The sequence below is a fragment of the Glycocaulis sp. genome, from assembly GCF_051859565.1.
Classification (GTDB): Bacteria; Pseudomonadota; Alphaproteobacteria; order Caulobacterales; family Maricaulaceae; genus Glycocaulis.
Genome location: NZ_JBHYFK010000009.1, coordinates 46267 through 70128, shown reverse-complemented (window position 1 = coordinate 70128; position 23862 = coordinate 46267). Strand labels below are relative to the sequence as shown.

General features: G+C 63.7%; 23 protein-coding genes. 5 read left to right on the top strand and 18 right to left on the bottom strand.

Annotated elements, in window-relative coordinates; all coding sequences use genetic code 11:
* From ACTIGC_RS12895 to dusB, 10 genes are all read right to left on the bottom strand, one after another.
* Positions 1–578 (bottom strand): HflX GTPase family protein (locus ACTIGC_RS12895; RefSeq protein WP_439634796.1); only part of this gene is annotated, 578 nt, incomplete at its 3' end.
* A complete protein-coding gene (gene hfq, locus ACTIGC_RS12890) occupies positions 575–835 on the bottom strand; it encodes an RNA chaperone Hfq (RefSeq protein WP_439634795.1) in 261 nt (86 codons plus the stop codon). The genes ACTIGC_RS12895 and hfq, both read right to left, overlap by 4 nt.
* A gap of 104 nt (positions 836–939) precedes the next feature.
* A complete protein-coding gene (locus ACTIGC_RS12885) occupies positions 940–1794 on the bottom strand; it encodes a D-amino-acid transaminase (RefSeq protein WP_439634794.1) in 855 nt (284 codons plus the stop codon).
* 6 nt (positions 1795–1800) lie between these two features.
* The gene (locus ACTIGC_RS12880) at positions 1801–3198 is read right to left on the bottom strand and encodes a potassium transporter TrkG (protein WP_439634793.1); all 1398 of its coding nucleotides are present in this window, start codon (positions 3196–3198) and stop codon (positions 1801–1803) included.
* A 4-nt stretch (positions 3199–3202) separates the two neighbouring features.
* A complete protein-coding gene (gene trkA / locus ACTIGC_RS12875; protein WP_439634792.1) occupies positions 3203–4576 on the bottom strand; it encodes a Trk system potassium transporter TrkA in 1374 nt (457 codons plus the stop codon).
* A complete protein-coding gene (gene ntrX / locus ACTIGC_RS12870) occupies positions 4576–6000 on the bottom strand; it encodes a nitrogen assimilation response regulator NtrX (RefSeq protein ID WP_439634791.1) in 1425 nt (474 codons plus the stop codon). The genes trkA and ntrX overlap by 1 nt, the downstream gene beginning before the upstream one ends.
* A gap of 3 nt (positions 6001–6003) precedes the next feature.
* Positions 6004–8184, bottom strand: coding sequence for an ATP-binding protein (locus ACTIGC_RS12865; RefSeq protein WP_439634790.1), 2181 nt, complete (start codon positions 8182–8184; stop codon positions 6004–6006).
* 118 nt (positions 8185–8302) lie between these two features.
* The gene (locus ACTIGC_RS12860; protein ID WP_439634789.1) at positions 8303–9595 is read right to left on the bottom strand and encodes a response regulator; all 1293 of its coding nucleotides are present in this window, start codon (positions 9593–9595) and stop codon (positions 8303–8305) included.
* Positions 9592–10632 (bottom strand): two-component system sensor histidine kinase NtrB, encoded by a 1041-nt coding sequence (locus ACTIGC_RS12855; RefSeq protein ID WP_439634788.1) that lies wholly within the window; start codon positions 10630–10632, stop codon positions 9592–9594. The genes ACTIGC_RS12860 and ACTIGC_RS12855 overlap by 4 nt, the downstream gene beginning before the upstream one ends.
* A complete protein-coding gene (gene dusB / locus ACTIGC_RS12850) occupies positions 10629–11657 on the bottom strand; it encodes a tRNA dihydrouridine synthase DusB (protein WP_439634787.1) in 1029 nt (342 codons plus the stop codon). The genes ACTIGC_RS12855 and dusB overlap by 4 nt, the downstream gene beginning before the upstream one ends.
* 94 nt (positions 11658–11751) lie before the next feature.
* On the opposite strand from dusB, the gene ACTIGC_RS12845 reads away from it, so the two are divergent.
* Both ACTIGC_RS12845 and ACTIGC_RS12840 read left to right on the top strand, forming a co-directional pair.
* Positions 11752–12888, top strand: coding sequence for a bifunctional 2-C-methyl-D-erythritol 4-phosphate cytidylyltransferase/2-C-methyl-D-erythritol 2,4-cyclodiphosphate synthase (locus tag ACTIGC_RS12845; RefSeq protein WP_439634786.1), 1137 nt, complete (start codon positions 11752–11754; stop codon positions 12886–12888).
* Positions 12885–13385 carry a CinA family protein gene (locus tag ACTIGC_RS12840; protein WP_439634785.1) on the top strand — a complete coding sequence of 167 codons (501 nt, stop codon included), beginning with the start codon at positions 12885–12887 and terminating at the stop codon, positions 13383–13385. The genes ACTIGC_RS12845 and ACTIGC_RS12840 overlap by 4 nt, the downstream gene beginning before the upstream one ends.
* On the opposite strand, the gene ACTIGC_RS12835 is transcribed toward ACTIGC_RS12840, so the two are convergent.
* The 5 genes from ACTIGC_RS12835 to ACTIGC_RS12815 all read right to left on the bottom strand — a co-directional run bounded on the left by ACTIGC_RS12835 (position 13353) and on the right by ACTIGC_RS12815 (position 18324).
* On the bottom strand, positions 13353–13841 hold the full coding sequence (locus tag ACTIGC_RS12835) for a type II toxin-antitoxin system RatA family toxin (protein WP_439634784.1): 489 nt from the start codon (positions 13839–13841) through the stop codon (positions 13353–13355). The two genes, ACTIGC_RS12840 and ACTIGC_RS12835, sit on opposite strands and share 33 nt — an antisense overlap.
* Positions 13841–14827 (bottom strand): lipoyl synthase, encoded by a 987-nt coding sequence (gene lipA / locus ACTIGC_RS12830; protein WP_439634783.1) that lies wholly within the window; start codon positions 14825–14827, stop codon positions 13841–13843. The genes ACTIGC_RS12835 and lipA overlap by 1 nt, the downstream gene beginning before the upstream one ends.
* Positions 14828–14908: 81 nt before the next feature.
* Positions 14909–16165: a hypothetical protein gene (locus ACTIGC_RS12825; protein WP_439634782.1), complete on the bottom strand. Its 1257-nt coding sequence runs from the start codon at positions 16163–16165 to the stop codon at positions 14909–14911.
* Positions 16166–16213: 48 nt separating this feature from the next.
* On the bottom strand, positions 16214–17062 hold the full coding sequence (locus tag ACTIGC_RS12820) for a hypothetical protein (RefSeq protein WP_439634781.1): 849 nt from the start codon (positions 17060–17062) through the stop codon (positions 16214–16216).
* Between the two features lie 158 nt (positions 17063–17220).
* Positions 17221–18324 (bottom strand): anhydro-N-acetylmuramic acid kinase, encoded by a 1104-nt coding sequence (locus tag ACTIGC_RS12815; protein ID WP_439634780.1) that lies wholly within the window; start codon positions 18322–18324, stop codon positions 17221–17223.
* Between the two features lie 189 nt (positions 18325–18513).
* Between ACTIGC_RS12815 and tyrS the strand changes: the two genes are divergently transcribed.
* On the top strand, positions 18514–19749 hold the full coding sequence (tyrS, locus tag ACTIGC_RS12810; protein WP_439634779.1) for a tyrosine--tRNA ligase: 1236 nt from the start codon (positions 18514–18516) through the stop codon (positions 19747–19749).
* Between the two features lie 42 nt (positions 19750–19791).
* On the opposite strand, the gene ACTIGC_RS12805 is transcribed toward tyrS, so the two are convergent.
* Positions 19792–19968 carry a DUF1328 family protein gene (locus tag ACTIGC_RS12805; protein ID WP_127566698.1) on the bottom strand — a complete coding sequence of 59 codons (177 nt, stop codon included), beginning with the start codon at positions 19966–19968 and terminating at the stop codon, positions 19792–19794.
* Positions 19969–20069: 101 nt separating this feature from the next.
* Here ACTIGC_RS12805 and ACTIGC_RS12800 point away from each other — a divergent pair, with 101 nt between their 5' ends.
* The gene (locus tag ACTIGC_RS12800) at positions 20070–20597 is read left to right on the top strand and encodes a phosphoribosyltransferase (protein WP_439634778.1); all 528 of its coding nucleotides are present in this window, start codon (positions 20070–20072) and stop codon (positions 20595–20597) included.
* A 215-nt stretch (positions 20598–20812) separates the two neighbouring features.
* Here ACTIGC_RS12800 and gltX read toward each other — a convergent pair whose 3' ends face one another.
* Together gltX and ACTIGC_RS12790 are read right to left on the bottom strand one after the other, a co-directional pair.
* On the bottom strand, positions 20813–22159 hold the full coding sequence (gltX, locus tag ACTIGC_RS12795) for a glutamate--tRNA ligase (protein ID WP_439634777.1): 1347 nt from the start codon (positions 22157–22159) through the stop codon (positions 20813–20815).
* 84 nt (positions 22160–22243) lie between these two features.
* Positions 22244–23188, bottom strand: coding sequence for a Gfo/Idh/MocA family protein (locus ACTIGC_RS12790; protein WP_439634776.1), 945 nt, complete (start codon positions 23186–23188; stop codon positions 22244–22246).
* A 133-nt stretch (positions 23189–23321) separates the two neighbouring features.
* Between ACTIGC_RS12790 and ACTIGC_RS12785 the strand changes: the two genes are divergently transcribed.
* Positions 23322–23862 (top strand): hypothetical protein (locus ACTIGC_RS12785; RefSeq protein ID WP_439634775.1); only part of this gene is annotated, 541 nt, incomplete at its 3' end.

Here is a 23862-nt window from a genome sequence, read left to right as displayed (position 1 = left end):
CGGTGCAGGGCGCGCGTGCGCTTTACCTGCTCCAGCTCGCGGCGCAACTTGGCCATCTTGCTGGCCAGCAAGCGGCGGTCGGTCTCGATCTGGGTTTCACCGGGGCCAGCCAGGAAGCCGCGGCCGCCGCGCTGACGCTCCAGGTGGGTCCAGGTGCGCACCAGGCGCGAGCGCTCATAAGTGAGGCGCGCCAGCTCCACCTGCAGCCGGCCCTCGCGGGTGCGGGCCCGTTCACCGAAAATTTCCAGGATCAGCCCGGTGCGGTCTATCACCTTGACCTGCCAGCGCTTCTCCAGATTGCGTTGCTGGACAGGCGAAAGAGCTGTGTCGATGATGACAGCCTGCACCTCAAGCGCCTGCATGCGCTCATGCAGGGTTTCGAGTTTGCCCTTGCCGAAATACGTGCCCGCTTCCAGCTTGCGCACCGGCTCGATGATGGCGTCAACGGCCTCAAGCCCCAGCGCGATGGCGAGGCCAGAGGCCTCCTCGAGACGCGCATCGGCACGGCTGTCATCCGCGCCCGGTGGCAGCGGGTGGATTACAAGTGCACGGGTTGGTGCCTGGGCAGTTTCGGTCAATCGCTATCCCCGTCAGGGCCGTCTTCATTGCCATCAAACAGCTGAACCGGCTGGCTCGGCATGATGGTCGAGATCGCATGTTTGTAGACGAGCTGGACCTGTCCGTCGCGGCGCAGGAGTACGCAGAAATTGTCAAACCAGGTGACAATGCCCTGCAGCTTCACCCCGTTCACCAGGAAAATCGTCAAGGGTGTCTTGGTCTTGCGGACCGTATTGAGAAACACGTCCTGAAGGTTCTGTTTTTTATCGTTCGACATGGCCATCCACCTTTCCCCGCCCACATAAAGGGCATCACACACAAGGAACGCCATAGGTAGCGGGCGTTGGCCGCGCCTGCAATGGGGTAGGGCGAATGCGGCGGTCAGGCTTCGTCGCCAGCTTCATAGGATTCTCTCAACGCGCCTGCCAGCGAGCCCGGCGCGCCATTGGCTACCGGCCGCCCGTCAATGCTGACGACTGGCATCACCATGGAGGTGGCCGAGCTGATGAACGCCTCGCGCGCGCTCAACGCCTCCTCCACCGTGAAAGCCCGCTCCTCCAAGCGCAGTCCTTGGGCCTTCGCGATGCGGATAATACGCTGGCGTGTAATGCCGTTGAGGATGTCATCGCCTGCGGGCCGGGTTACCAGCGCCCCCTCGCCCGTCACGATCCACGCATTGCTGGAACTGCCCTCGGTTACCTCACCCGCAGTATTGACCAGCCAGGCTTCAAAGGCCCCTGCTTCACGAGCAGCCTGTTTGGCCAGAACGTTAGGAAGAAGGGATATACTTTTGATATCACAGCGTTTCCAGCGGATGTCATTGGTCGTGATGACGCCAATACCCGTTTCTGCCCGCGCAGCCACCGGCGCACGCGGGGCGGGCCGGACCGTGATGACGATTGTCGGACGAACGGGTTTTAGCGGGAAGGCATGATCGCGCCTGGCAGCTCCGCGCGTGACCTGCAGATAGACCAGCGCATCGCCCAGCCGGTTGCGGCGCAGCGTCTCACGCAAGGCGATATCCAGCGCCGCGTCGCTCATCAGCAAGTCGATGCGCAGCTCACCAAGCGAGCGTTTCAGGCGCGCCAGATGACCTGCATGGTCGAGGAACTGGCCGTCCCGTACCAGCCACACCTCGTAGACACCGTCGGCAAACTGAAAGCCGCGGTCCTCGATCTGGATGGCCGGCGCATCGATGGGCAGGTAGCAGCCGTTTACGTAGGCGATGCGGGCCATAACGCGTCAGTCTCCGCTAAACAGAAGGAACACAACCGCCGCAAACGGCAGAATCTCGATCCGGCCGAGAATCATCAGGATCGAGGCGATTATCAGGCCGCCTGCACCGACATCACCATAGGCTTCTCCCGCTATCGGCCCGGCATTTGTCAGCGCAGCCCCAGCCACCGACCAGGCAATCCCCATATCGGCGGCAAACGGGCCCAGCGCGAGCGCTCCGAGCGCCAGAACCACGGGATAGGCCAGCGCATAGGCCCAGACCGATACCAGAGCCGCCTCGTTGACCGCGCGTCCGGCAAAGCGTGATCCACCGGCCGCAGAGGGCTGGACCAGCAGCAGTATATCGCGCCCTGCCCGCCGGACCAGCAGGCGCAGGCGCGCCATCTTGATACCGCCCGATGTGGAAACGGCCGCGCCACCGGCTAGCGCCAGCATCAAAAGGGCAATCACGGGCAGGCCCGCGCCTGCAGGACTGACTGAATAGCCCGACGTCGTGACCGCAAACAGCGCGTCGAAAAAGCCAGCAAGACCGGCAGCGGGGCTGGCCAGTACAGCAAGGAGCACCCCGCAGACTGCAGAGAGGATCAGCATGGCCCGGACATCACCGAACCGGCGGGTAACCCGCCCGCGCGACACATGCTCATACAGCACCGCCATATTCCCCGCCCCCAGCACGCAAAGCACGGCAAGCACGGTTATCGCGGGCCAGGGCAGCCATTCTGTCAATTCCCCGCCACGGGGCAGATAGCCGCCCGTGGAAATGCCCGAAAGCGAGAGATTGAGCGCTTCAAAGCTGCTCGCTCCGGCAAATGCCAGCGCCAGAAAGCCGATCACGGTAAGCCCGGCATAGACACCGCCCAGGCGGATAAGGGCGCGGCCCAGATTTGAGAACAGATCGCCGCTATCGATGGTCAGAAGTGATGACCGGCGCAGGCCGGCGCGGCGGTCGTCCAGCCCCGCGAGCACCGTGACTGCGAGTACCAGCGTTGCCAGTCCGCCCAGCCATTGCAGCATGGAGCGCCAGACGACCAGACTGCGCGGCATCGCGTCCGGCTCGGTCAGTGTGGCACCCGTGGTTGTCAGCGCAGAGGCCGCCTCGAAGATCGCTTCTACCCACCCGTCAGATACGGTTCCGAAAGAGGGTGCCACCACTAGCGGGCCGGTAATCCAGCCAAGAATAAGCAGGCGCAAGGCAGCCGGCGCGCGAACCCGGCGGTCAAGCCCAGCTGTAGCCACCAGACACCCGCCCCCTGCAAATATGCCAATCAGGGCGCTGGCGCCCAGCCCGCGCGCGGCCACCACTTCGCCCATGGCGGTGGCATAAAGTGTCACCGGCAGCGCAAACAGACCGATCGTGAGCCAACTCCAGCCCAGGGCGCGTATCGTGCGGGGAGAGGGCTGCATGGGATCAGAAGTATTCCAGGGAGACCCGGAACAGCTGCTCAACCTTCGGCACCGCAGCTTTCAGCGCGAACACCACCAGCCGGTCATTGGTCTCGATGGTCACCTTGTCATTGCGGAAATAGACCTTGTCGCCGCGTACAAGCGCGCAGACCGACACATCCTCGGGCAGGTCCAGATCCCGCAGAGATTTGCCCACCAGCGGTGATGTCGCGAGCGCCACACCTTCCAGAGCCTCGGCCTGACCGTCAGCCAGCGTCTGCAGGCCGGTAATCCGGCCGCGGCGAATATGCTGAAGGATGGTGGAGACCGTGACGCCGCGCGGATCGATCATGATGTCGATCCCCAACTCACTGCGTACATCCTTCAGCCCCGGCTCGTTGACCAGGCAGAGCGTGCGTTGCGCACCTTCACGCTTGGCCATGACGGCCGAGAGCAGGTTCACCTTGTCGTCATTGGTCAGGCAGATCGCCAGCTCCGCATCCTCTACTCCCGCCTCGCGCAGCAGGCGGCGGTCAAGCCCGTCACCATGCAGCACAACGGTGCGCGAAAGACTGTCGGCGGCCTTTTCTGCCTGCGCCTTGTCTGCCTCGATGACGCGGACACGCACCCCCGCCATGCGCTCCAGCGCGCGGGCGACATACACCCCTATATTGCCCGCGCCGATAATCACCACGCGGCGCGCGCGCTGCACCTGATGACCAAACACATCCAGCACACGCGGCACGTGCGGCCCCGCGACGGCGACATAGGCATCATCACCCACACTCAGCGGGTCGCGCTCTTCAGGAATAAAAACCGCATTGTCCCGGCGCACCCCGACGACATCCATGCCAAGATCGGGAAACAACTCGCGAAGATGCTCCCGGTTCGTACCAGCAATAGGAGAGCCTTCATCCACGCGCAGGCCCAGCACCTGCAGGCGGTTATTGGCAAAGGGCGCCGTCGCCGATGCGCCCGGCGTCTCCAGACGTTGCAGGATGGCGCGGCTAACCTCCAGCTCCGGCGAGATCGTCACATCGATCGGCAGCGCACCGCGGGCAAAGAGATCACGCCAAGATTTCGCAAGATAGCTCTGGGCCCGCACCCGCGCGATCTTCAGCGGGGTATCGAATAGGGAATGCGCCACCTGGCACGCGACCATGTTGGTCTCGTCCGAATAAGTAACTGCGACCAACAGGTCCGCATCGGCAATGCCGGCGCGCTCAAGCGTATCCGGGTGCGAGCCGTGGCCGACAACACCACGCACATCCAGGTCGGTAGTCACCCGGTCGATGAGCGTTTGCGACCAGTCCACCACTGTGACCGAATTGCCTTCGGCGGCCAGCTCGCGGGCGATGCCGTACCCGACCCGCCCTGCTCCGCAGACGACGGCTTTCATCAGCCTTCACTCCCCGCCGCAGGTGTATCGTCGCTTTCACCCTCGCCAGGCCGGTCGGTACCGCCCACGCCTAGGCTTTTCAGCTTCCGGTGAAGGGCGGAACGCTCCATGCCGATAAAGGTGGCCGTCCTGGAGATATTGCCGCCAAACCGGCTGATCTGTGCCTTGAGGTATTCACGTTCGAAATTCTCGCGCGCATCGCGCAGAGGCAGCGCAATCATTCGCTCTGTATCCAGTCCGCCAGGACCGCTATCGCGTCCCACCACCTCTGAAGGAAGCGCATCAAGCGTGATGGCTTCATTGGGATCGCCGGTTGCCAGAATGAGCACGCGTTCCACATTGTTGCGCAGCTGACGGACATTGCCCGGCCAGCTATGCGCCTGCAGCGCCGCCATGGCATCGGGCCCGATCTTGCGCGGTGTCAGCCCCGACATCGCCGTCAGACGCTCCAGGAAGTGGCTCACCAGGAGCGGAATGTCCTCGCGCCGGTCCGACAATGGCGGAACATCAATCGGCACGACCGCCAGACGGTGATAGAGATCCTCCCGGAAGCGTCCCTGGCTGATGAGCGAACGCAGATCGCGCGAGCTGGAGGACAGCACACGTACATTCACTTCCACATCGACGCCGCCGCCCAGCCGCCGGAAGCGCTGCTCGACCAGCATGCGCAGCAGCTTGCCTTGCGTGGCGAGCGGCATGTCCCCGACTTCATCAAGGAATAGCGTCCCGCCATGGGCCTGTTCCAGCAGGCCGACGCGTTCGACGCCGCCATCCGCGCGCTCGGCACCGAAAAGCTCTTCCTCAACCCGGTCCGGGTTCATCATGGCGGCGCTGACAGGCACAAAATTACCGCCTGCACGCGGGGAGCGCGCGTGGATCAGCCGGGCGATCAGCTCCTTGCCGGAACCAGCGGGGCCACTTATCAAAATACGTGAATTTGCTGCCGCAACTCTATCAATAGTCTGACGAAGCTGGTTTGCAGCTGTCGATCTTCCGATCAGCTCGTTATGCATTTCAGTGCGGGCGCGCAGCTCGGCGACCTCCCTGCGCAGCTGGCTGGCTTCCAGCGCCCGTTCCACCGTCAGCAGCAGCTTGTCGGACTTGAATGGCTTTTCGATGAAATCGTAAGCGCCCTTGCGGATGGCGGCCACGGCGGTCTCGATCGTGCCGTGCCCGGAAATCACGATGACTGGCAGGCCGGGATCGGCAGCGCGGATTTCGTCGAGCAGGGCGATCCCGTCCAGCCGGCTGCCCTGCAGCCAGACATCCAGAATGGCCAGCGAGGGTTTGCGTTGACGCACAGCCGCCAGAGCCTCGTCGGCGTCACCGGCATAGCGGGCCATATAGCCCTCGTCCTCAAGCAAGCCGCCGATCAGCTCGCGGATATCGGCTTCATCATCAACGACCAGAATGTCGTGTGCCATACCTTATGCCTCTCTGGACAGAGCGGACTCATTGGCCGCATTCGTTATTTCAAGCAAGGGAAAGGCCAGCCGCACAACTGCGCCACGCGCCCCGTCGTCACGTTCTTCAAGTTCCAGCCGGCCGCCATGGTCTTCCATGACCCGCCGCACGATGGCCAAGCCAAGGCCTGTGCCCTTCTCGCGTGTCGTCATATAGGGTTCGGTCAGTTTTGCCCGGTCGGCAAACGGCCAGCCAAGCCCGTTATCGATGACCTCTATCACCGCAGTGTCGTTTTCAAGCTTGAGGGTCACGGCAACCTCACCGCCCTGTTTGGCGCCATCCTCATCAAGCCGTGCCAGTACGCTTTCTCCAGCATTCTTAAGAATATTGGCAAGCGCCTGCGCCGTAAGACGGCTATCGCACTCTACGATGACCGGATGGTCTGGCGTCTCCAGCGGCAGCTTGATGCGGGGCGATGCCACGCGCTGCGAGAAGACTGCGCCTTCAACCACGCCCACGAGGTCGGCCGCTTCCATCTTCGGCGTCGGCATGCGGGCGAACGCAGAGAATTCGTCGACCATCCGCCCGATATCGCTGACCTGACGCACGATGGTTTCGACACATTTGTCGAATATCTCGGCCTGGTCGTCTGGTATCGCAGCCCGGTATTTCCGGCGGATCCGTTCGGCAGACAACTGGATCGGGGTCAGCGGGTTCTTGATTTCATGGGCAATCCGGCGTGCGACATCACGCCATGCGGCATTGCGCTGGGCCGAGACGAGCCGCGTCACATCATCGAACGTGATGACCAGTTCGCCTTTGTCGTCGGTGGACGCGCGTACGTTCAGATTGAGCAGCGCGCCATCACTGGCGGGAATGTCGATCTGCCGTTCGATCAGCACCGCACGCGAGCGCCGCGCCTCCTCCACGATGGGCGCAAACACACCCAGCACTGTATCAACCTGCTCACCCGTCAGCGTGCCTGCCTCCACATCCAGCAGCGCTTCTGCCGAGCGGTTGACCAGCGTGATCCGGTTATCAGGATCCAGCCCCACCACGCCGGCACTGACGCCAGTCAGCACCGCCTCAATGAAGTTGCGCCGGCTTTCCGATTCGGCGTTCGCTTCGAGCAGGGCGCGGCGCTGGCTACGCAGCTGGCGGGTCATCCGGTTGAAGGCGCGGCCGAGGGCAGCAATCTCGTCGTCTTCACGCTGGACCAGGACACGCGCGTCCAGATCGCCCCGCCGCACCCGCTCTGCAGCGCCTACAAGGCGCGCAACAGGCGTGACCACCCGCGTCGCCGCACTCAGCGCCAGCCACAACGCGCCAACGAGGATCAGCGCCACAGCGGCGAAATAGACGAGGATGAAGACCTGGCGCATCCCCTCTTCACGCGCCACCGCCTGACGGTAGGATGCAGTCGCCTCCTCGGCGGCGGTCAGCACCCCCAGATCGACGTACCAGACCACATAAAGATACGCGTCATCATAGGCCGGCAGGTTCACCAGAAGCCGAACATAGGCAGGCGCGTTCTCACGCTGGGTCGGATCACTAACGCCAATATCGCGAGAGGCCGCAAACTCATACATGCGCTGTGACGGGGCCACAAATGGCGGCGCGCCGGGCGCCTCTGCGCGGGCCAGAATCGTAGAGCGGCTGTCGATCACGTAGGCGGAAGCAAAATTACGCCCGATGGCCTGGTTGCGCAGATATTGCGTGTATTCGATACGGCTCTCGCTCATCGCCGCAACGGCTTCGGGATAGGACAGATCCCCCGCCATGCTGACCAGCTGAAGCTCGGCCAGATTCAGCTCCAGCGGCGCTTGCGCCCGGCCAACTTCGGCCATGGTCTCAACAAGCGTGGTGACACGTTCACCGAACCAGAACTCCACCCCCCGGCCCAAAACGAGAGCCAGCAGCAGGGCCATCAGAATGGACGGGGCAACCGCAGCCAGCGCGAACAGCGCCATAAACCGCATGTGCAAACGGGGTGCAGGCGCCCCAAAACGCCGCCCCATGAAAATCCGCGCGGCCCGTACACTGACCGCGCCTGCAAGGGCGGCGATAATGACCGCAGATATTGTCAGCAGCGTGTAGAAAAGCGGAGCCAGGCTGCCGATTGCGCCTTGCTCCGATACGGCCAGAATCGCGCAGGCAACCACGCCCACAGCCGCCACCAGAAACCCGGTGGCGAACAGCGACATGCGCAGGGAATGAAAGCCGTCTTTGAGCCAGGATGGCAAGCGTGTGCGCCTATTCGTAAATCGCCCCAATACCCATGTTGGACCGGGTGTGGCCAAATATCAACGCCCAGTGTTGCAACTATTCCTCACCGACCGAATCCATCCCCAGTGCGGTCAGGCGCCGTGCGAGCGTATTGCGGTTAAGTCCGAGGTAGCGTGCCGCATCGCGCCTCACCCCGCCGCAATGGGCCAGCACGGTTTCAATCATGGCCTTGTCCACGATGGCCGCAACATCATTGGCTACATCATGGCTGTGCTCGCTAAGGCGCGCAGCGGCAAAGGCACGCACTGCGTCCTCCAGCGCTGCACCTGTGCCCGGCGCCACAGGGGCTGTCAGAGCTTCTTGCAGTGCCGCCAGGCCCATCGCCCCTCGATCGCCCTGGACGGCGAGGCGCGCAGCGGTCCGCTCGAGTTCGGCCACCTCGCCGGGCCAAGGGTAGGCGTTGATGAACTCTGCGGCGTCGCGCGCAATCGCAAAGTCGGTGCGGCCGTGCTTTTTGAGAAAATGCTCGAACAGGCGCAGGCGGTCATCGCCGCGCGTGCGCAAGGGCGGCATATCGACATGCCCCACTGCCAGGCGCTCGAACAGGGCCGGCACCATGATGGTGCGCACATCAGCCAGCGCGGTGACATAAAGGCGCGTATCGCTCATCTGGCCAAGCTGCTCCAGTACGAGGTCCTGAATGCCATCGTCCCAGCGTTCGGCACGGCGCAGCAGCAGGCCGCCGCCGCGCGCCTCGGCGAAAACCTGAACTCCCTCACGCCTCAGCCTGTCAGGCCCGGCTTCGATCAGCGGCGAGCCCGGCTTGCAGGCGCGGTGCAATGTCCGCGCGGCGCTGGCCCTGCCCGACCCGTCCGGCCCTGTGAACAATACCGGCGCGCTGGCCGTCGACAGCCTTGCCAGCAAACGGAACGCCATCTGCATGGCCGGAGAACGCCCCACCAAATCAGGAAACGGGTTGGCGCCCGAGCGCTGCTGCCCTGCCCGCTCGCCGGTGTCGAGCGCGCGGCAGGCGGCGTCTACCAGATCGTCCAGATCAAACGGCTTGGGCAGGTACTCATACGCGCCGCCCCGGACCGCCTGGATCGCCGTGGCGGCCGTCGTTTGCGCACTTATCACCAGAACTGGCGCGTCGGGGCGCACATGCTGAAGCTCTTCGAGCCGGTCGAGGAAGTTCTCGTCGCCCAGCAGCACGTCCGCGACCAGAAGGTCGGCATCGCGGCGCGCCATCCGCTCAATGGCCGATGAGGGCGAAGCCGTCGCACGTACGTCGAAACCGGCGCGTGTCAGCGCACGGGAGATGACCAGCCGCAAGGTCTCGTCATCCTCCAGAACCAGAATACGCCGCCCGGCGCTGCTGTCCTGCGTCATGTCCCCTCCTCGCGTAAATACATACGGAACACCGTACGTCCGGCCCGGCTCTCATATTCCAGCCCGCCGCCATGCAGCTCCGCGACCCTCGACACCAGCGCCAGTCCGAGCCCTTCGCCGGCGGGCTTGCCGGTCACAAATGGTGAGAAAATCGACTCGCCCAGCTCTTCAGGTACGCCGGGCCCATTATCAGTCACATCAATCTGCAGACGCGCTTCGGGGGCGACCCCGCCCGGCCGCGCCATGCGGTAGCGCGTGGAAATCTCGATGGTGGCGTCGCTCTGGCCAGCCAGAGCCTCGGCGGCATTGACCAGCAGGTTGAGTACGGCCTGAAGCACAAGATCACGATCGCCAAAGGCATCGGGCAGTGACGGGTCGTAGTCCTCGACCAGCACCAGCCCCTTGCCGCTGGCCGCCGACATGGAGCGCAGTGCCTCGCTGGCCACCTCATTGAGGCTCAGCGGCGCAAACGGGTGCGGGGCTATATCGCCAACCTTGCTCCAGCGGTCCGCAATACGCAGCGCCCGGTCCAGCTCCGTCATGATGAGCGCAGCCATCTCGGCCGTTTCGGGGTCTGCGGACGAGGCGATAAGCTGCGCGGCGCCTCTCGCACCTGCCATCGGGTTTTTCAGCTCGTGAGACAGCATCCGCCCGAACCCTGCGGCAGCGTTCGCTGCCCGGTCGCCACGCGCGACAGCACCGGCCTCCGGCCATAGGCGGATGGAGATACAGGCCCCATCCATCTGGGGCGCGGCATCAACCGCCGCCCGCCGGGTACCGTCGGGAAACTCCACGCGCACATCGTGGGCGAAAACCGCCCTGCCCTCGCTGATCGCCCGGCTGGCTACCGCGCGCGCGGCCCTGCCCCACGGTCCCAGCGCGTCCAGAGGCTCGCCCGTCATCCGGCGCGCGGAGCGTTCAAACAGCGCTTCGGCAGCGTCGTTCACATAAGAGATGACGCCACCGCCATTGATCAGCAGCACCGCACTGGGCAGAAAATCGGCAGCCTGGGCGGTTGTGATATCGGGCTGGCTCATGCGGCGCTGCGTATCCCGGCTTCGCCAGCAAGGCGCTCCAGCCCGGCAGTGGCGGCCTTCACGCTGGCGGCCTTGCACAGCACGCCGCGCCAGTTTCGCGCCTCGCCCGGATCGTCAAAGAGATGGTCCACAAAGCCCGCATAGTGCTTGCGCATGCACCGCACGCCCAGAATTTCGCCATGAAGGGCCGCGGAATCCTCGGTGGCCCGTACAAGCGCGCCAATCATATCCGCCATGGGCGGATCGAGCGCATCGCCGCCCTCAAGCAGTGCCCGGCCGATGGCACCGGGCAGCCAGGGCCGTCCGGTGGCAGCGCGTCCTACCATCACGGCATCGGCGCCCGACTCCGCTAGCGCCGCGCGCGCCTCATCGGCATTGGTAATGTCGCCATTGACCACTACAGGGATGGACACGGCATCCTTCACGGGCCGCACCGCCGCCCAGTCGGCGGTCCCGGTATAGAATTGCTGGCGTGTGCGGCCATGCACCGTGACCATACGGATACCGGCATCCTGGGCGCGGCGCGCGAGCTGCGGCGCGTTGATGGTGTCGTGATCCCAGCCGAGGCGCATTTTCAGCGTCACTGGCACATCGGTGGCGTTCACCGTCGCCTCGACCAGCTCCAGCGCATGGTCCAGATCGCGCATCAGGGCAGATCCCGACAGGCCACGCGTCACCTGGCGCGCCGGGCAGCCCATATTGATGTCGATGATTTCAGCACCCGCGTCAGCGGCGATGCGCGCGCCTGTATCCATCCATTTCGCTTCACGCCCGGCCAGCTGGATGACGCGAGGCGCGACATCTGCATCGCCTGCCATGCGCCGCACCACATCAGCGCGGCCCTGCGCCAGCGTTTCGCAGGCGACCATTTCGGATACGACGAGGCCCGCACCGAAGGCCTTGGCCTGCTTGCGGATGGCGTAGTCGGTCACGCCAGACATCGGCGCGAGAATGCACGGCACATCCACACGCACCGCGCCGACGCTGAAACCTGCCTCGACGGCATTATGTGACACCCTTGTCATAGGCGTGCAGATACAGTGTATGGACGCGGACCGCCAGACGCCGCACAGCGCTCTGCCCGGTTTTGGTGCCAGAGTGCTGCACGAAAGAGACCCGATGACGCCATTCAGTGCATGCATCGTTGCCGCAGGCAGTGGCACGCGGGCTGGCCGCAGCCTGCCCAAGCAATTCGAGCGTGTTGCGGGCAAGCCCCTGCTGCGATGGTCTGTGGAAGCGTTTGCCAGCCATCCGCTCTGCCGGGAGATAATCATCGCCGTAGCCGAAGGTCATATCGAAATGGCCCGCCAGGCGCTCGAAGGACTTGATGTCATTCTGGTGGAAGGCGGGGAGAGCCGCACGCGCTCGGTAGAGGCCTGCATTGGAAAGGCTAGGCAGCCGCTTGTTTTAATTCACGACGCGGCGCGTCCGGGATTGAGCCAGACGCTCATCGACCGCCTGCTGCGCGCGCTGGAGGACACATCGGGCGCCGCGCCAGCCCTGCCCGTCGCCGATGCGCTGGCGCGCGAAACCGAGGCGGGCGTCGAGGCTGTTTCCCGCGACGGGCTGATGCGCGTGCAGACGCCGCAGGCATTTCATCTCGCCGCGCTGAACTGGGCGTTCGATGAGGCGCGCGGCAGAGACTATCCCGACGAAATTTCGCTGGTCCGCGCAGCGGAACTTCAGGTTAAGCTGGTTGAAGGCGATGAGGCGGCATTCAAAGTGACCTACCCGAACGATTTTGCACGCGCCGAAACCCTGCTGGGCGGACCGTCCGGCCTGCCGGTCATGGGTACAGGCTTTGATGTCCACCGGCTGACGGCGGGAGACGGCGTCCATCTGTGCGGCGTGTTCGTGCCCTGCGATCTGGCGCTGGTGGGCCATTCCGACGCCGATGTGGGCCTGCATGCCCTGACGGACGCCATTCTCGGCGCTGCCGGCGCAGGCGATATCGGCCAGCATTTTCCGCCCAGTGACGAGCGCTGGCGCGGCGCTGACAGCGCGCAATTCCTCGTTCACGCCATGCAGCTCGCCCGCGAGGCGGGCATAAGCCCCGTTCACGCCGATATAACGCTCATCTGCGAGCGCCCGAAGATCGGGCCGGTACGCGACGCGATGCGGGCACGTGTGGCAGAGCTCACCAGCCTGCCGCTGGCGCGCGTGAACATCAAGGCGACCACCACCGAGAAACTGGGCTTCACCGGCCGGGGCGAAGGGATCGCCGCGCAGGCCGCCTTCACCGGAGTTCTGCGATGAGCACCCTGCCCGCCCTGCTAACCCATGCGGCACGTGAACTGGTTGAGCTTGCCACTGAGCGGGGTGTGTCCCTGGCCACGGCCGAAAGCTGCACCGGCGGGCTGGTCGCCGCCTCCATCACCGAGATCGCCGGCAGCTCAGCCGTGCTGGAGCGCGGATTTGTCACCTACTCCAACGCCGCGAAGGCCGAGAGCCTGGCTGTGCCGGTCGCGATGATCGCCCAGTACGGCGCGGTGAGCGAACAGGTGGCGAGCGCGATGGCCGAAGGCGCGCTTTTCAACTCCCACGCCGATATTGCCGTGGCCATTACCGGCATTGCCGGACCGAGTGGCGGCGCAGAGGACAAGCCTGTGGGGCTGGTCTGGTTCGGTCTGGCCCGGCGCGGAGAAGCCACACACACCGAACGGCATTTCTTCGCCCACCTGGACCGCCACGGTGTGCGTGAAGCGGCGGCGTCGGAAGCCCTACGCCTCCTGACCGAGGCGGTCAGTGCCTGATTCCACCGGCTGGTAGCGCCGGGCGGCTTCCTCACGGAAACGCTCGATCAGATAGCGGATGGCGCGCGACCGGCTCGCATCCATCAGGGCGTTCAGCACCGGATTGCGGAAGCGGTAGCGGATCCAGAAGCTGACTTCGGTCGAACCGTCAGCCAGTTCTGCAAAGCGCCACTCATTGGCCAGATCATGAAACGGACCGGAAAGGTAGGAGACCTTTATAGTCCTGGCTGGCCGCTCCAACAGGACGCGCGTGGTGAAGCTCTCACGGACAAAGCGGAACTGCACGCGCGCTTCGGCATCCAGCTCGCCCACACCTTCAACAACGCTCTCACGTATCACGCGCAGCGCACTGATAAGTGGTATGAATTTGGGATAGGCGCGCACATCACTGACGAGATCAAACAGCTCGTCAGGCCGGTATGGCAAGCGCAGGCTCTCGCGGTGTTCAGAGGTCATCAGCTCGCCGCGCTTCGGGCCTTGCGGCCTGCTTTCAGCGCCGCCTCGCGCGCATCGCGCAGCCGGGCAAAGTCCTCGCCTGCGTGATAGCTGGACCGGGTCAGCGGCGAAGCGGACACCATCAGAAAGCCCTTCGCGCGCGCAATCGTCTCATAGCCCTTGAACTCGTCAGGTGTGACGAAGCGATCAACGGCAGCGTGCTTGCGCGTCGGCTGCAGATACTGGCCGATGGTGAGAAAATCGATACCGGCTGAACGCATATCGTCCATCACCTGCATCACCTCCTCCTTGGTCTCGCCAAGGCCGACCATGATGCCGGACTTGGTGAACTGGGAGGGATCGCGCTCCTTCACCCGCTCCAGCAGGCGCAGCGAGTGGTAATAGCGCGCACCGGGCCGGATGGAGAGATAGAGCCGCGGCACGGTCTCCAGATTGTGGTTGAACACATCCGGGCGCGCATCAATCACGATCTCTGCCGCGCCGGGCTTCCTCAGGAAGTCAGGGGTGAGAATCTCGATTGTGGTATTCGGATTGAGCTGGCGGATCGCGCGGATGGTTTGTGCGAAATGCTCTGCCCCGCCATCGGCCAGATCATCACGGTCCACTGATGTGATGACGACGTGCTGCAGCCCCATGGTAGCGGTGGCTTCGGCAACGCGGCGCGGCTCGTCAATATCGAGCGGCGCGGGCATGCCCGTCTTCACATTGCAGAAGCTGCACGCGCGGGTGCAGGTATCGCCCATGATCATGAAGGTGGCGTGCTTCTGCGCCCAGCATTCCGCGATATTGGGGCAGCCTGCCTCTTCGCACACGGTGACGAGATTGTTCTCGCGCACCACTTTGCGTGTCTCGGAGAAGACTCCGCCTGCAGGGGCCTTCACGCGAATCCATTCCGGCTTTCGCAGGACCGGCGTATCGGGCCGCTTCTGCTTTTCGGGATGGCGTTCGGCGCGCTGCTGCTGGCGGGTATCGAAGAGTGTTGTCATGGCGGGAACATGGCGCGCAAAGCGGCCCGGTTCAAGCGCTGTGAACCGGGCCGCTGCGCAAGTCAGTTATGCGTTTGCAGGCTAGATCGCTGCACCACCGTTGCGCTCGGCTGCCACGAGACGCGGGTTGCGGTTGAAAAGGGCCAGCGTCCAGGCACCGAGACCGATGAAGAACACGATCGAACCGATGAGGAAGCCAAGCACCGGCACAACACCCAGCGCCCCGACAACCGCCAGCACAAGGAAGAGTGACAGGACACGCATGCCAAGACCGATTCCCTCGCCCGAGCGGTTGAAGATGAGATCACCCAGAACCACCGCCCCGAAGGCATAGGCCAGCACCATGATGAAGGGGAAGGCGAACAGCAGGATGATGCCCAGCGGTATGCCGATGACCGTGATGGCCAGGAAGACAAACACTGCCACCAGCAGGATCGGCAGGAAAGCGGCCAGTACCAGCCCCAGCAGGCCCGATGCCCACGGACGCGCCCGGAAGTGGTCGGCAATACCGGAGACGGCGCGCGGCGAGATCAGGCAGGCCAGCAGTCCCAGCACGAAGGCGGCGATGCCCATGGCCGTTCCGAATGCCCAGGCCGGCGGACCAAAGTCCGACACACGCGGGCCGGTATAGCTGCGGGAACGGCGTTGTTCGCTAAACGGCGCTTCCTCATAAGTCATTTCACCGATGATCTGCGCGCCATCCGCGATGACGGGCGCATTGGGGCCGCGAACCCGGAGCTGACCGGCGATCTGCGCACCCGGCATGATTTCCACGTTCTCTGCATGAAGCTCGACATCGCCGGCCACCGTGCCTTCGATGATCACGGTGCGAGCCCGCCCCTTCAGGCGCCCTTGCGCCGTGCCAGACATGCGGATTTCGCTGCCAGCAAGGTCCATATTGCCGCCAATGGATCCGCTTTCATCGATAGCGATCAGCGCGCCGCCAGCGGCCAGATCGCGGCCAACGCGACCGCCAATGCGGATATCGGCCCCCGCCAGATCTGCACTGCCAGAAACATCTGCCAGAATGGAGATATTGGCCCCCGCCAGCGACACGTCGCGGCCTACCGTGCCGCGGATGACGATGTCCCCAGCCGCCAGCTGTACGCTGCCGCCAATGTCGGCTGTTATGTCAACATTGCCCGCCAGTCCGCTAATGTCACCGCCGACGCGTCCGCGCAGGGTCACGTCACCTGCCAAGAACTGGGCCGAACGGTCCTGATCGAGATCAAGATTGAGATCGCCACCGATATATTGCGCGTGGGCGGGCGCGAGAGCGAGCAGAAGCCCCGCCACCACGCCGCCCTGGGCGAAACGCGCTATCCATTTGCTGATCATGGTTTCAAGCCTTTCTGTGATGGCTCAGGAAATTCAATCTGGCGGAAACTAGCGGCGGCAACGGTCAGTGCCACGCGGCGTGTATTCCAGCTGCGGGGCGGTGCCATTTCCGATAAAGCTGACCGGCTCCAGCGCGCGAACATTCAAAGGCCCGGTGACGGTGCCCGAGATAACAACGCGCCGGGCGCAGATCGTTCCACCCGACAGCTCTCCGCTGATCTCGACCAGCCCGTCCGTGTCGCGCAAACGGCGGCGATTTCCTTCATCGGCATTGATGTCGACATCGCCGGAAACCGTGCCGCCGAGGCGCGCCGTGCGGACATTGGCGTACATGGTTCCGCCGATGGCGGCACGGTTATCGAAAGCGGCGGCATTGAGCCGGACATCGCCATCAACAGTGGACCCCGCCGCGAGGCGTATATCGGCGCCATTGGCACGCAGACTGCCCAGCCGGCCGTTGAAACTGGCGTCGGCAAAGCTGCCATCCACCTCCCCGGCGACATTGCCCTCCAGGCGAAGATCAGCGCCGCGTACACGCAGATCGCCATCGATATTGCCGCGGATAGATATATCAGCGCCCGTTACGCTGGCGTTGCCCAGGACTGCGCCGGAAAAACTGACATCAGCGCCGGTCGCGCTCAGCGAACCCACCGACATGTCGCGAAGCGTGATGTCGGCGCCAGCTACACGCAACTCGCCGCCGACCCGGCCATCAAGCCTGATATCGGCGCCCGTGATACGCGCATCAGCGTCCTCATTCAGCGACAGGCGGATATCGCCGCCAGTGATACGCGTGCCATCCTGCGCCGAGGAGCTTGAGGAAACCGGCGGCAGGCCGCAGGCCACAAGAATGACCGCCGTGGCGGTGACGGTGGAGAGGAGAAGACGGTTTTTCATTTTTCTTACCTCTTTCGATGAGGGACCAACCATATCGAAACTCGATAACATATCGAAACTCGATATGAAAGGGTTTTTTCCGAAAAACGATAAATTTTTGCCGTCTGTCGTTAAACTATCAGGAAAATTGCGGTGTTGGACGATCCGGGCACGCAGCGCTACTCGACCACCCTGCCCCCGCCCATCGGCGCTGCCACCCCCGTCGTGCCGGGCCAGGTATAGGGCAGTCCCCTAAACACCCGCGCAGCGAGGAAGGCGAAGGCTTCGGCTTCCACCAGATCGCCGCGCCAGCCCAGAGATTCGGCGGAATACACCTTGAGGCCGGTTGCCGCCGCGACCAGTTCTGCAAGCGTTTTGTTGCGCCGTCCGCCCCCGCACAGCACCAGCCGCCCCGGTGCGTCAGGCAGAGCCGCCACGCCCAGCGCAATGGTCTTCGCCGTAAGGCCGGTCAACGTCGCTGCGCCATCTTCCACTGACAGGTTTCGCACCGCATCGAGCGAGAAGTCCCAGCGGTCGAGCGATTTCGGACCCGGCGCAGTGAAATATGGATTGGAGAGGAACTCCGCGAACGCCGCCTCATGGATGCGTCCGCGCGCAGCGATCTCGCCATCCTTGTCCATGGCCTCGCCGGTGTGAGCCTCGATGAACGCGTCGATAAGGCCGTTTCCGGGCCCGGTATCGAAGGCGGTCAGCGTGCCATCAGCCGCGATATGGGTGATATTGGCGACGCCGCCAATATTGATGACGCCCAAAGGGCGCTCCAGCCCGGACCACTCTGCCAGCGCGCGGTGATAGACCGGAACCAGAGGCGCGCCCTGCCCCCCAGCCGCGACATCTGCTGACCGGAAATCGAAAACCACCCGGCAGCCGAGCCGGCGGCTGAGCGCCTGCCCGTCGCCGATCTGCAGGGTACGGCCCGCCACGCCGTCTCTGTGTGCCTGATGCAGCACGGTCTGACCGTGAAAGCCGACGCCATCCAGCTCTGACGGCTCAAGGCCCGCCTTTGCACACACGGCCTCCACCGCCTCGGCATGGGTGGTGGTCAGCACGGCTTCTGCGTCCGCGAACACCCCCGGCGCCTCGCCCTGCCAGCGCCATTGCAGCGCGGCATCGACGGCGGCCTGCAGCACTTTACGTTCATCCGCGGTGTAGGGGCGCTCCAGCCCCGGTCCGAAGCCGATCAGGCGTTCACCATCACTCTCCAGCAGCGCTGCATCCACCCCGTCCAGCGAGGTGCCGCTCATCAAGCCAACCAGTTTCATGGTTTCTCTCTATTTGTTTGCCTCAGTTGCCGGCGCGGCAAGTCGGCCTTGCCGCATTTGCCGGTGCAAAAGCGGGGATCGTGACCCACTCGCAACCTCGATTTCTCATGCGATGGCTCTGCGCCTTCCATATCCGCGTACATTGCTGCTATTAGCGCCATATTCGTTTCAGCAGGAAAGCCCTTAGCCATGGCCGCAAACACCTATGCGTCAGAACTCGTAAAAACGCTGGTGGAGCGCGGCTATCTCTATCAGGCGACCGATATCGAGGGGCTGGACAAGCGCGCCGCGTCCGAAACGCTTAGCGGCTATATCGGCTTTGACCTGACCGCGCGTTCGCTCCATGTCGGCTCGCTGGTGCAGATCATGCTGCTGCGCCGCCTGCAGCAAGCCGGGCACAAGCCGATTGTGCTGATGGGCGGAGCGACCACAAAAGTGGGCGACCCCACAGGGCGTGACACCAGCCGCCCCATGCTGACGCCGGAAATCATCGCCGAGAACAAGGAAGGCATATTGAAGCCGTTCGGCGCACTCCTCGACATGAAGGAGGCCATCGTCGTCAATAATGACGAGTGGCTGGCCGAATACGGCTATCTCGACTTCCTGCGTGATTACGGCACGCATTTCACGATCAACCGCATGCTCAGCTTCGATAGCGTGAAGCTGCGCCTGGATCGCGAGCAGCCGATGACCTTCCTGGAGTTCAACTACATGCTCCTCCAGGCGGTCGATTATCTGGAGCTGAACCGGCGGTTCGGCACGGCACTGCAGCTCGGCGGAGCCGACCAGTGGGGCAATATCATCAACGGGGTGGAGCTATGCCGCCGCGTCGATGGCAAGGAAGTCTATGGCTTCACGACGCCGCTGATTACCAGCGCGTCAGGCGCGAAGATGGGCAAGACCGCCGACGGCGCTGTCTGGCTCAATGCCGATATGAAAAGCCCGTACGAGTACTGGCAATTCTGGCGCAATACCGAAGACGCGGATGTGGGCCGCTTCCTGAAGCTCTTTACCGATCTGCCGCTCACCGAGATCGCGAGGCTAGAAGCGCTGCAGGGTGCGGAGATCAATGACGCCAAGATCGCGCTCGCCAATGCCGCGACCGCCATGCTGCACGGGGATGCGGCGGCAAACGAGGCGGAGAGCACAGCCAAGGCGACGTTCGCCGGGGGCGGCACGGGCGATGCCCTGCCGACGATCACCGCTGATCTGGGCGCTGGTATCGGCCTTCTCGATGCTCTCGTCGAGGCGGGCCTGTCTGGCTCAAAAGGTGAAGCCAAGCGCAAGCTTGCCGAGGGCGCCGTGAAGGTGAATGACGAGACCGAAAGTGATCAGTCCCGCTCACTCGGTGAGGCTGATGTGAAAGATGGCGCGATCAAGCTGTCTGTCGGCAAGAAACGTCACGCATTAGTAAGGCCGGGCTAAGGGGAAAGCCCGGCCTCACTGACGTTCTACCCTTGGGGAGAACTATATCCTCGGTGAGCGTCCGCGCACCAAGCCCACCACGAGGGCGACAAGGAACAGGACCACAAAGAGGAAGAAAAGTATCTGGGCAATGCTGGCCGCACCGGCAGCAATACCACCAAAACCGAACAGGGCCGCAATTATCGCAACGATAAAGAAGGCCAGTGCTAGACGAAGCATATTGCTATCCTTTCGCATTATGAACACGAACAGATAACGCCGCCCCGCAGATAGCGTTCCATAGCACTCAAAAAACAACACACAAAAGCCGGTAAAGCCCCATGGTAAAACGCTTTCTGACCGCTGACAGCCTGGTGCGCGACGGGTACGCGCTGGCGCTCGCCGTACTGGAAAGCGGCTGGCGGCCCGACCACCTGGTCGGCTTGTGGCGCGGCGGCTGTCCGGTAGCGATTGCCCTGCATGAGGCATTGGCCTTCAAGGGCGTGAAAATCGGCCACTCACCCCTCGCCGCCCATTCCTACACCGGGATAGACGAGCGTAAGAGCGAGATCGCTATCTCTGGTCTGGATGCGCTGACAGGAGTGCTGCCCGCCGGCTGTAAGCTGCTGGTTGTCGATGATGTGCTGGACCGGGGCCACACGCTGGCGGCTGTTCTGCAGGCACTGGCGGGGCGCTATGAGGTGCGCACGGCTGTCGGTTGGTTCAAGCCGGAGCGCAACGAGACCACAATCCGGCCCGACTACCACGTCCATGAGACCAACGACTGGCTGGTCTTTCCCCACGAACTGGAGGGGCTCTCAGCGGAGGAAATCCGCGCTCACAAGCCGGTGCCAGACGGGTTTTTGTGAGGGGTCGTTTCAAGGTGTCATCACCCGCTTCATGCGGGTGACCCATGCCTCTTTTAGTTTCGCAACGCATCCGCGTTGCGATGTTCCGCGAAAAGTCGCGAGCGCGCGTTCGCGCTTTTCAGGCCGCTGCTCGGCCTGCAAGTAACCTGTTGTTCAAAGGCCAGAGGCATGGGTGGCCCGGACAAGCCGGGCCATGACAGGGTGATATGGGCTTATCAGGCAGAACGCCCCGACAGACGGGCCAGCGCCTTATCCCGCCCGATCAGCACCAGCACCACATCCATCTCCGGGCCGTGGTTCTGCCCCGTCAGCGCCTGACGCAGCGGCATGAACAGCTCGCGGCCCTTGCGGCCTGTCTCGGCCTTGATGGCGCTGGTCCACGCGCCCCAGCTTTCGCGGGTCAGCTCGCCTTCGGGAAGCAGTGACGCCGCCTTGGCGGCATAGTCCGCATCTTCGATCACCGGCGTGACAGGCCCCTCGACCAGCTGCCACCAGTCCGCGGCCTCTTTCAGCCGGTTGAGATTGGGCTGCACGGCATTCCAGAACGTCTCGCCAGCGGTGATGCCAAGGGCTTCCAGCCGGTCCCTGACCGCGAGGAAACCTGTCTCATGGAGCAGTTTGGCGTTCAGCCGCTCCATCTCGGCAAAGTCGAAGCGCGCAGGCGTACGCGAGACTTTCGAGAAGTCCAGCTCTGAGACGAGCGAGGCAAGATCGCTGCGCGCCTCGATGGCGTCAGATGTGCCAAGCTTGGCCAGCAGCGAGAGGATCGCCATCGGCTCGATACCCTCCTCCTCGCGCAGCGCCTTCACCGACAGGCCGCCAATACGCTTGGAAAGCTTCTCGCCATCAGAGCCTACCAGAAGCGGGAAGTGCGCCAGCGCAGGCGATGAGCCTTTCCCGCCCAGCGCCTCGAAAATCTCGATCTGCGCGGCGGAGTTCGTCACATGGTCCTCGCCGCGGATCACGTGCGTGACGCCCGCTTCCAGGTCATCGACAACACTGGGAAGCGTATAAAGATAGCTGCCATCCTCGCGGATCAGGATGGGATCAGAGACAGAGCTGGTGTCGATGTGGCTCGCACCGCGCACCAGATCGTTCCACTCGATACGCCCGCCGGATAGCTTGAAACGCCAGTGGGGCTTGCGCCCCTCCGCTTCGAACTTTGCCTTGTCCGCATCGGTGAGGCTTAGCGCGGCGCGGTCATAGACGGGCGGCTTGCCCTGCGCGCGTTGCAGCTTGCGCTTGCGATCGAGCTCGTCCTCGGTCTCGTAACACGGATAGAGGAAGCCGGTGTCGACCAGCTTCGCGCGCGCGGCTTCATAGAGGTCAAAGCGCGCCGACTGATTGAAGCGCTCATCAAAGTTCAGGCCCAGCCAGTGGAGGTCCTCCACGATCTGGTCCTCAAACACCCTGGTGGAGCGTTCGAGATCCGTGTCATCGATACGCAGAACAAAAGTCCCGCCCTCGCGGCGCGCAAACAGCCAGTTCATCAGGGCAATGCGCACATTGCCGACATGGATGAGGCCGGTCGGGCTCGGCGCAAAACGGACTTTGACGGACATGGACGTATTTCCAACACGGTGAGAGCGGCAGGTGAAGGCGGCTGGCTTTGCCATGCCCGCTGTCAGGCGTCAAATGCCGCTCGCCTACATCCGGCTGAGGCTGCCCGCTGCGGCGTCGATGGCGAGGGCCGTCTCCAGTGCCAGTACGCCTGCCTGCCCGTCCGCGGCCGGACTGACATGAGCAGGGTCGAGCACGCGCGACACAAAGTTCTGCACGCTGGCGCCCAGCGAATCCTTCGCCATGGGCGCGTCGGCAAAGCCGGGATCCAGCGGCAGCCCGGCTCCGTTCTCGAAACGCTTGCGGATGAAGTCCACGTCCAGCACCGCCCCGCCCTCGAACTCGATGGTCATGACGCGGTCACGGTCTGCGGCCACGCGGCTGGATTCCAGCTCTGCCACCTGACCGCCGGGAAACTCCAGCCGTGCAACTATGTGATCGGCCAGCCCGCCGCGTTCGGCGCGCATACCTGCCTCAACCTTAGACGGGGCGTTGCCGGCCAGCGCCAGCACCAGGTCAATATCGTGGATCATCAGGTCGAGCGTCACCGACACATCCAGATTGCGCGGCGACGGCATGCCCATCCTGCGCGCCGACAGGGTGCGCGCAGGCGGCAGCGTGCCGAACAATCCCATCGCCGCAAAGACAAAGCGCTCCTGATGGCCGACCTGCAGGACGCGGCCATATTTCTGCGCCAGCTCCAGCAACTCACGCCCCTCTTCCACGGTGGCGCAGATCGGCTTTTCCACCAGCACATGGCGGCCCGCAGCCAGCGCGCGATGCGCGGCGTCATGGTGAAACAGGGCCGGGCTGGCAACCGTGATGATGTCGGCTTCCTCGATCATCGCGTTGAGCGAGGTGAAGGCGATGGCGCCGTACTGGCGGGCAATCGCCCGGGCGCGGTCGCGCACCGGATCGAACACGCCGATGAACTCGGTGCGGGCATCACCGGCATACTTGCCTGCATGATAGCCGCCAAAAACGCCCGCGCCGACGACCCCGGCGCGCAAGGGTTGGGATGCATTGCTCATGGAGGCGGAGATTGCACGTTGCGGCGAAGCTGACAAAGGGGAAGTTCACAATTCGCCCCGGCGCGGGATTTTCCTGTTTCCGCTGCCGCAAAGCGCCCCTAGCATGACGCGCAACAGGGCGGGGAGAGCACGAATGAGCAATTCAGAGAGGGATTCCGGGCCCGTAACGCCGCAGTCAGAGCTGCGTGGCGCGGTCGCCGGTGTTGCAGGCCTTCCGCTAGGGCCGAACATTGTCCGCACGGTGATCGACACGCTGGTGTTTACGCCGCGCATCGCCCGCGATGTATTAAACGGGACCAACGCCTACTTCTCACCTCTGCGGCTGTTTCTCAGCCTGATGGGGCTGACCTTCGCGATCATCGCATTTTTCGGCCTGCCCAACATGTTCTCGCTTGAGACGATGATGGCGGCAGATGGCTGGGACAGGGTGCGCGCAGCGCTTGCCGAGCGTGGACACACGTTTGAGGAGGTCTCTGCAACGGTATCGCGCTGGGGCGGACTCCTGAACTGGCCCATTCTGGTGGCCGGCATGGTGCCCTATCTTGTGGTCATCAAGCTGTTCCGGCCATCGGTCAGCTGGTGGCACCATCTGCAGTGCTACCTGACGGCAAACAATGCGATGCTGATTGCATCGCTGCTGGTGGTTCCGCTGCTCATCTTCAGCGAGCTCGCAT

Bases quoted from the DNA above. Each gene is read 5' to 3' on its own strand.
- hfq (WP_439634795.1), bottom strand. From the start codon at position 835: ATGTCGAACGATAAAAAACAGAACCTTCAGGACGTGTTTCTCAATACG.
- ACTIGC_RS12885 (WP_439634794.1), bottom strand. From the start codon at position 1,794: ATGGCCCGCATCGCCTACGTAAACGGCTGCTACCTGCCCATCGATGCG.
- ACTIGC_RS12880 (WP_439634793.1), bottom strand. From the start codon at position 3,198: ATGCAGCCCTCTCCCCGCACGATACGCGCCCTGGGCTGGAGTTGGCTC.
- trkA (WP_439634792.1), bottom strand. From the start codon at position 4,576: ATGAAAGCCGTCGTCTGCGGAGCAGGGCGGGTCGGGTACGGCATCGCC.
- ntrX (WP_439634791.1), bottom strand. From the start codon at position 6,000: ATGGCACACGACATTCTGGTCGTTGATGATGAAGCCGATATCCGCGAG.
- ACTIGC_RS12865 (WP_439634790.1), bottom strand. From the start codon at position 8,184: ATGTCGCTGTTCGCCACCGGGTTTCTGGTGGCGGCTGTGGGCGTGGTT.
- ACTIGC_RS12860 (WP_439634789.1), bottom strand. From the start codon at position 9,595: ATGACGCAGGACAGCAGCGCCGGGCGGCGTATTCTGGTTCTGGAGGAT.
- ACTIGC_RS12855 (WP_439634788.1), bottom strand. From the start codon at position 10,632: ATGAGCCAGCCCGATATCACAACCGCCCAGGCTGCCGATTTTCTGCCC.
- dusB (WP_439634787.1), bottom strand. From the start codon at position 11,657: ATGACAAGGGTGTCACATAATGCCGTCGAGGCAGGTTTCAGCGTCGGC.
- ACTIGC_RS12845 (WP_439634786.1), top strand. From the start codon at position 11,752: ATGACGCCATTCAGTGCATGCATCGTTGCCGCAGGCAGTGGCACGCGG.
- ACTIGC_RS12840 (WP_439634785.1), top strand. From the start codon at position 12,885: ATGAGCACCCTGCCCGCCCTGCTAACCCATGCGGCACGTGAACTGGTT.
- ACTIGC_RS12835 (WP_439634784.1), bottom strand. From the start codon at position 13,841: ATGACCTCTGAACACCGCGAGAGCCTGCGCTTGCCATACCGGCCTGAC.
- lipA (WP_439634783.1), bottom strand. From the start codon at position 14,827: ATGACAACACTCTTCGATACCCGCCAGCAGCAGCGCGCCGAACGCCAT.
- ACTIGC_RS12825 (WP_439634782.1), bottom strand. From the start codon at position 16,165: ATGATCAGCAAATGGATAGCGCGTTTCGCCCAGGGCGGCGTGGTGGCG.
- ACTIGC_RS12820 (WP_439634781.1), bottom strand. From the start codon at position 17,062: ATGAAAAACCGTCTTCTCCTCTCCACCGTCACCGCCACGGCGGTCATT.
- ACTIGC_RS12815 (WP_439634780.1), bottom strand. From the start codon at position 18,324: ATGAAACTGGTTGGCTTGATGAGCGGCACCTCGCTGGACGGGGTGGAT.
- tyrS (WP_439634779.1), top strand. From the start codon at position 18,514: ATGGCCGCAAACACCTATGCGTCAGAACTCGTAAAAACGCTGGTGGAG.
- ACTIGC_RS12805 (WP_127566698.1), bottom strand. From the start codon at position 19,968: ATGCTTCGTCTAGCACTGGCCTTCTTTATCGTTGCGATAATTGCGGCC.
- ACTIGC_RS12800 (WP_439634778.1), top strand. From the start codon at position 20,070: ATGGTAAAACGCTTTCTGACCGCTGACAGCCTGGTGCGCGACGGGTAC.
- gltX (WP_439634777.1), bottom strand. From the start codon at position 22,159: ATGTCCGTCAAAGTCCGTTTTGCGCCGAGCCCGACCGGCCTCATCCAT.
- ACTIGC_RS12790 (WP_439634776.1), bottom strand. From the start codon at position 23,188: ATGAGCAATGCATCCCAACCCTTGCGCGCCGGGGTCGTCGGCGCGGGC.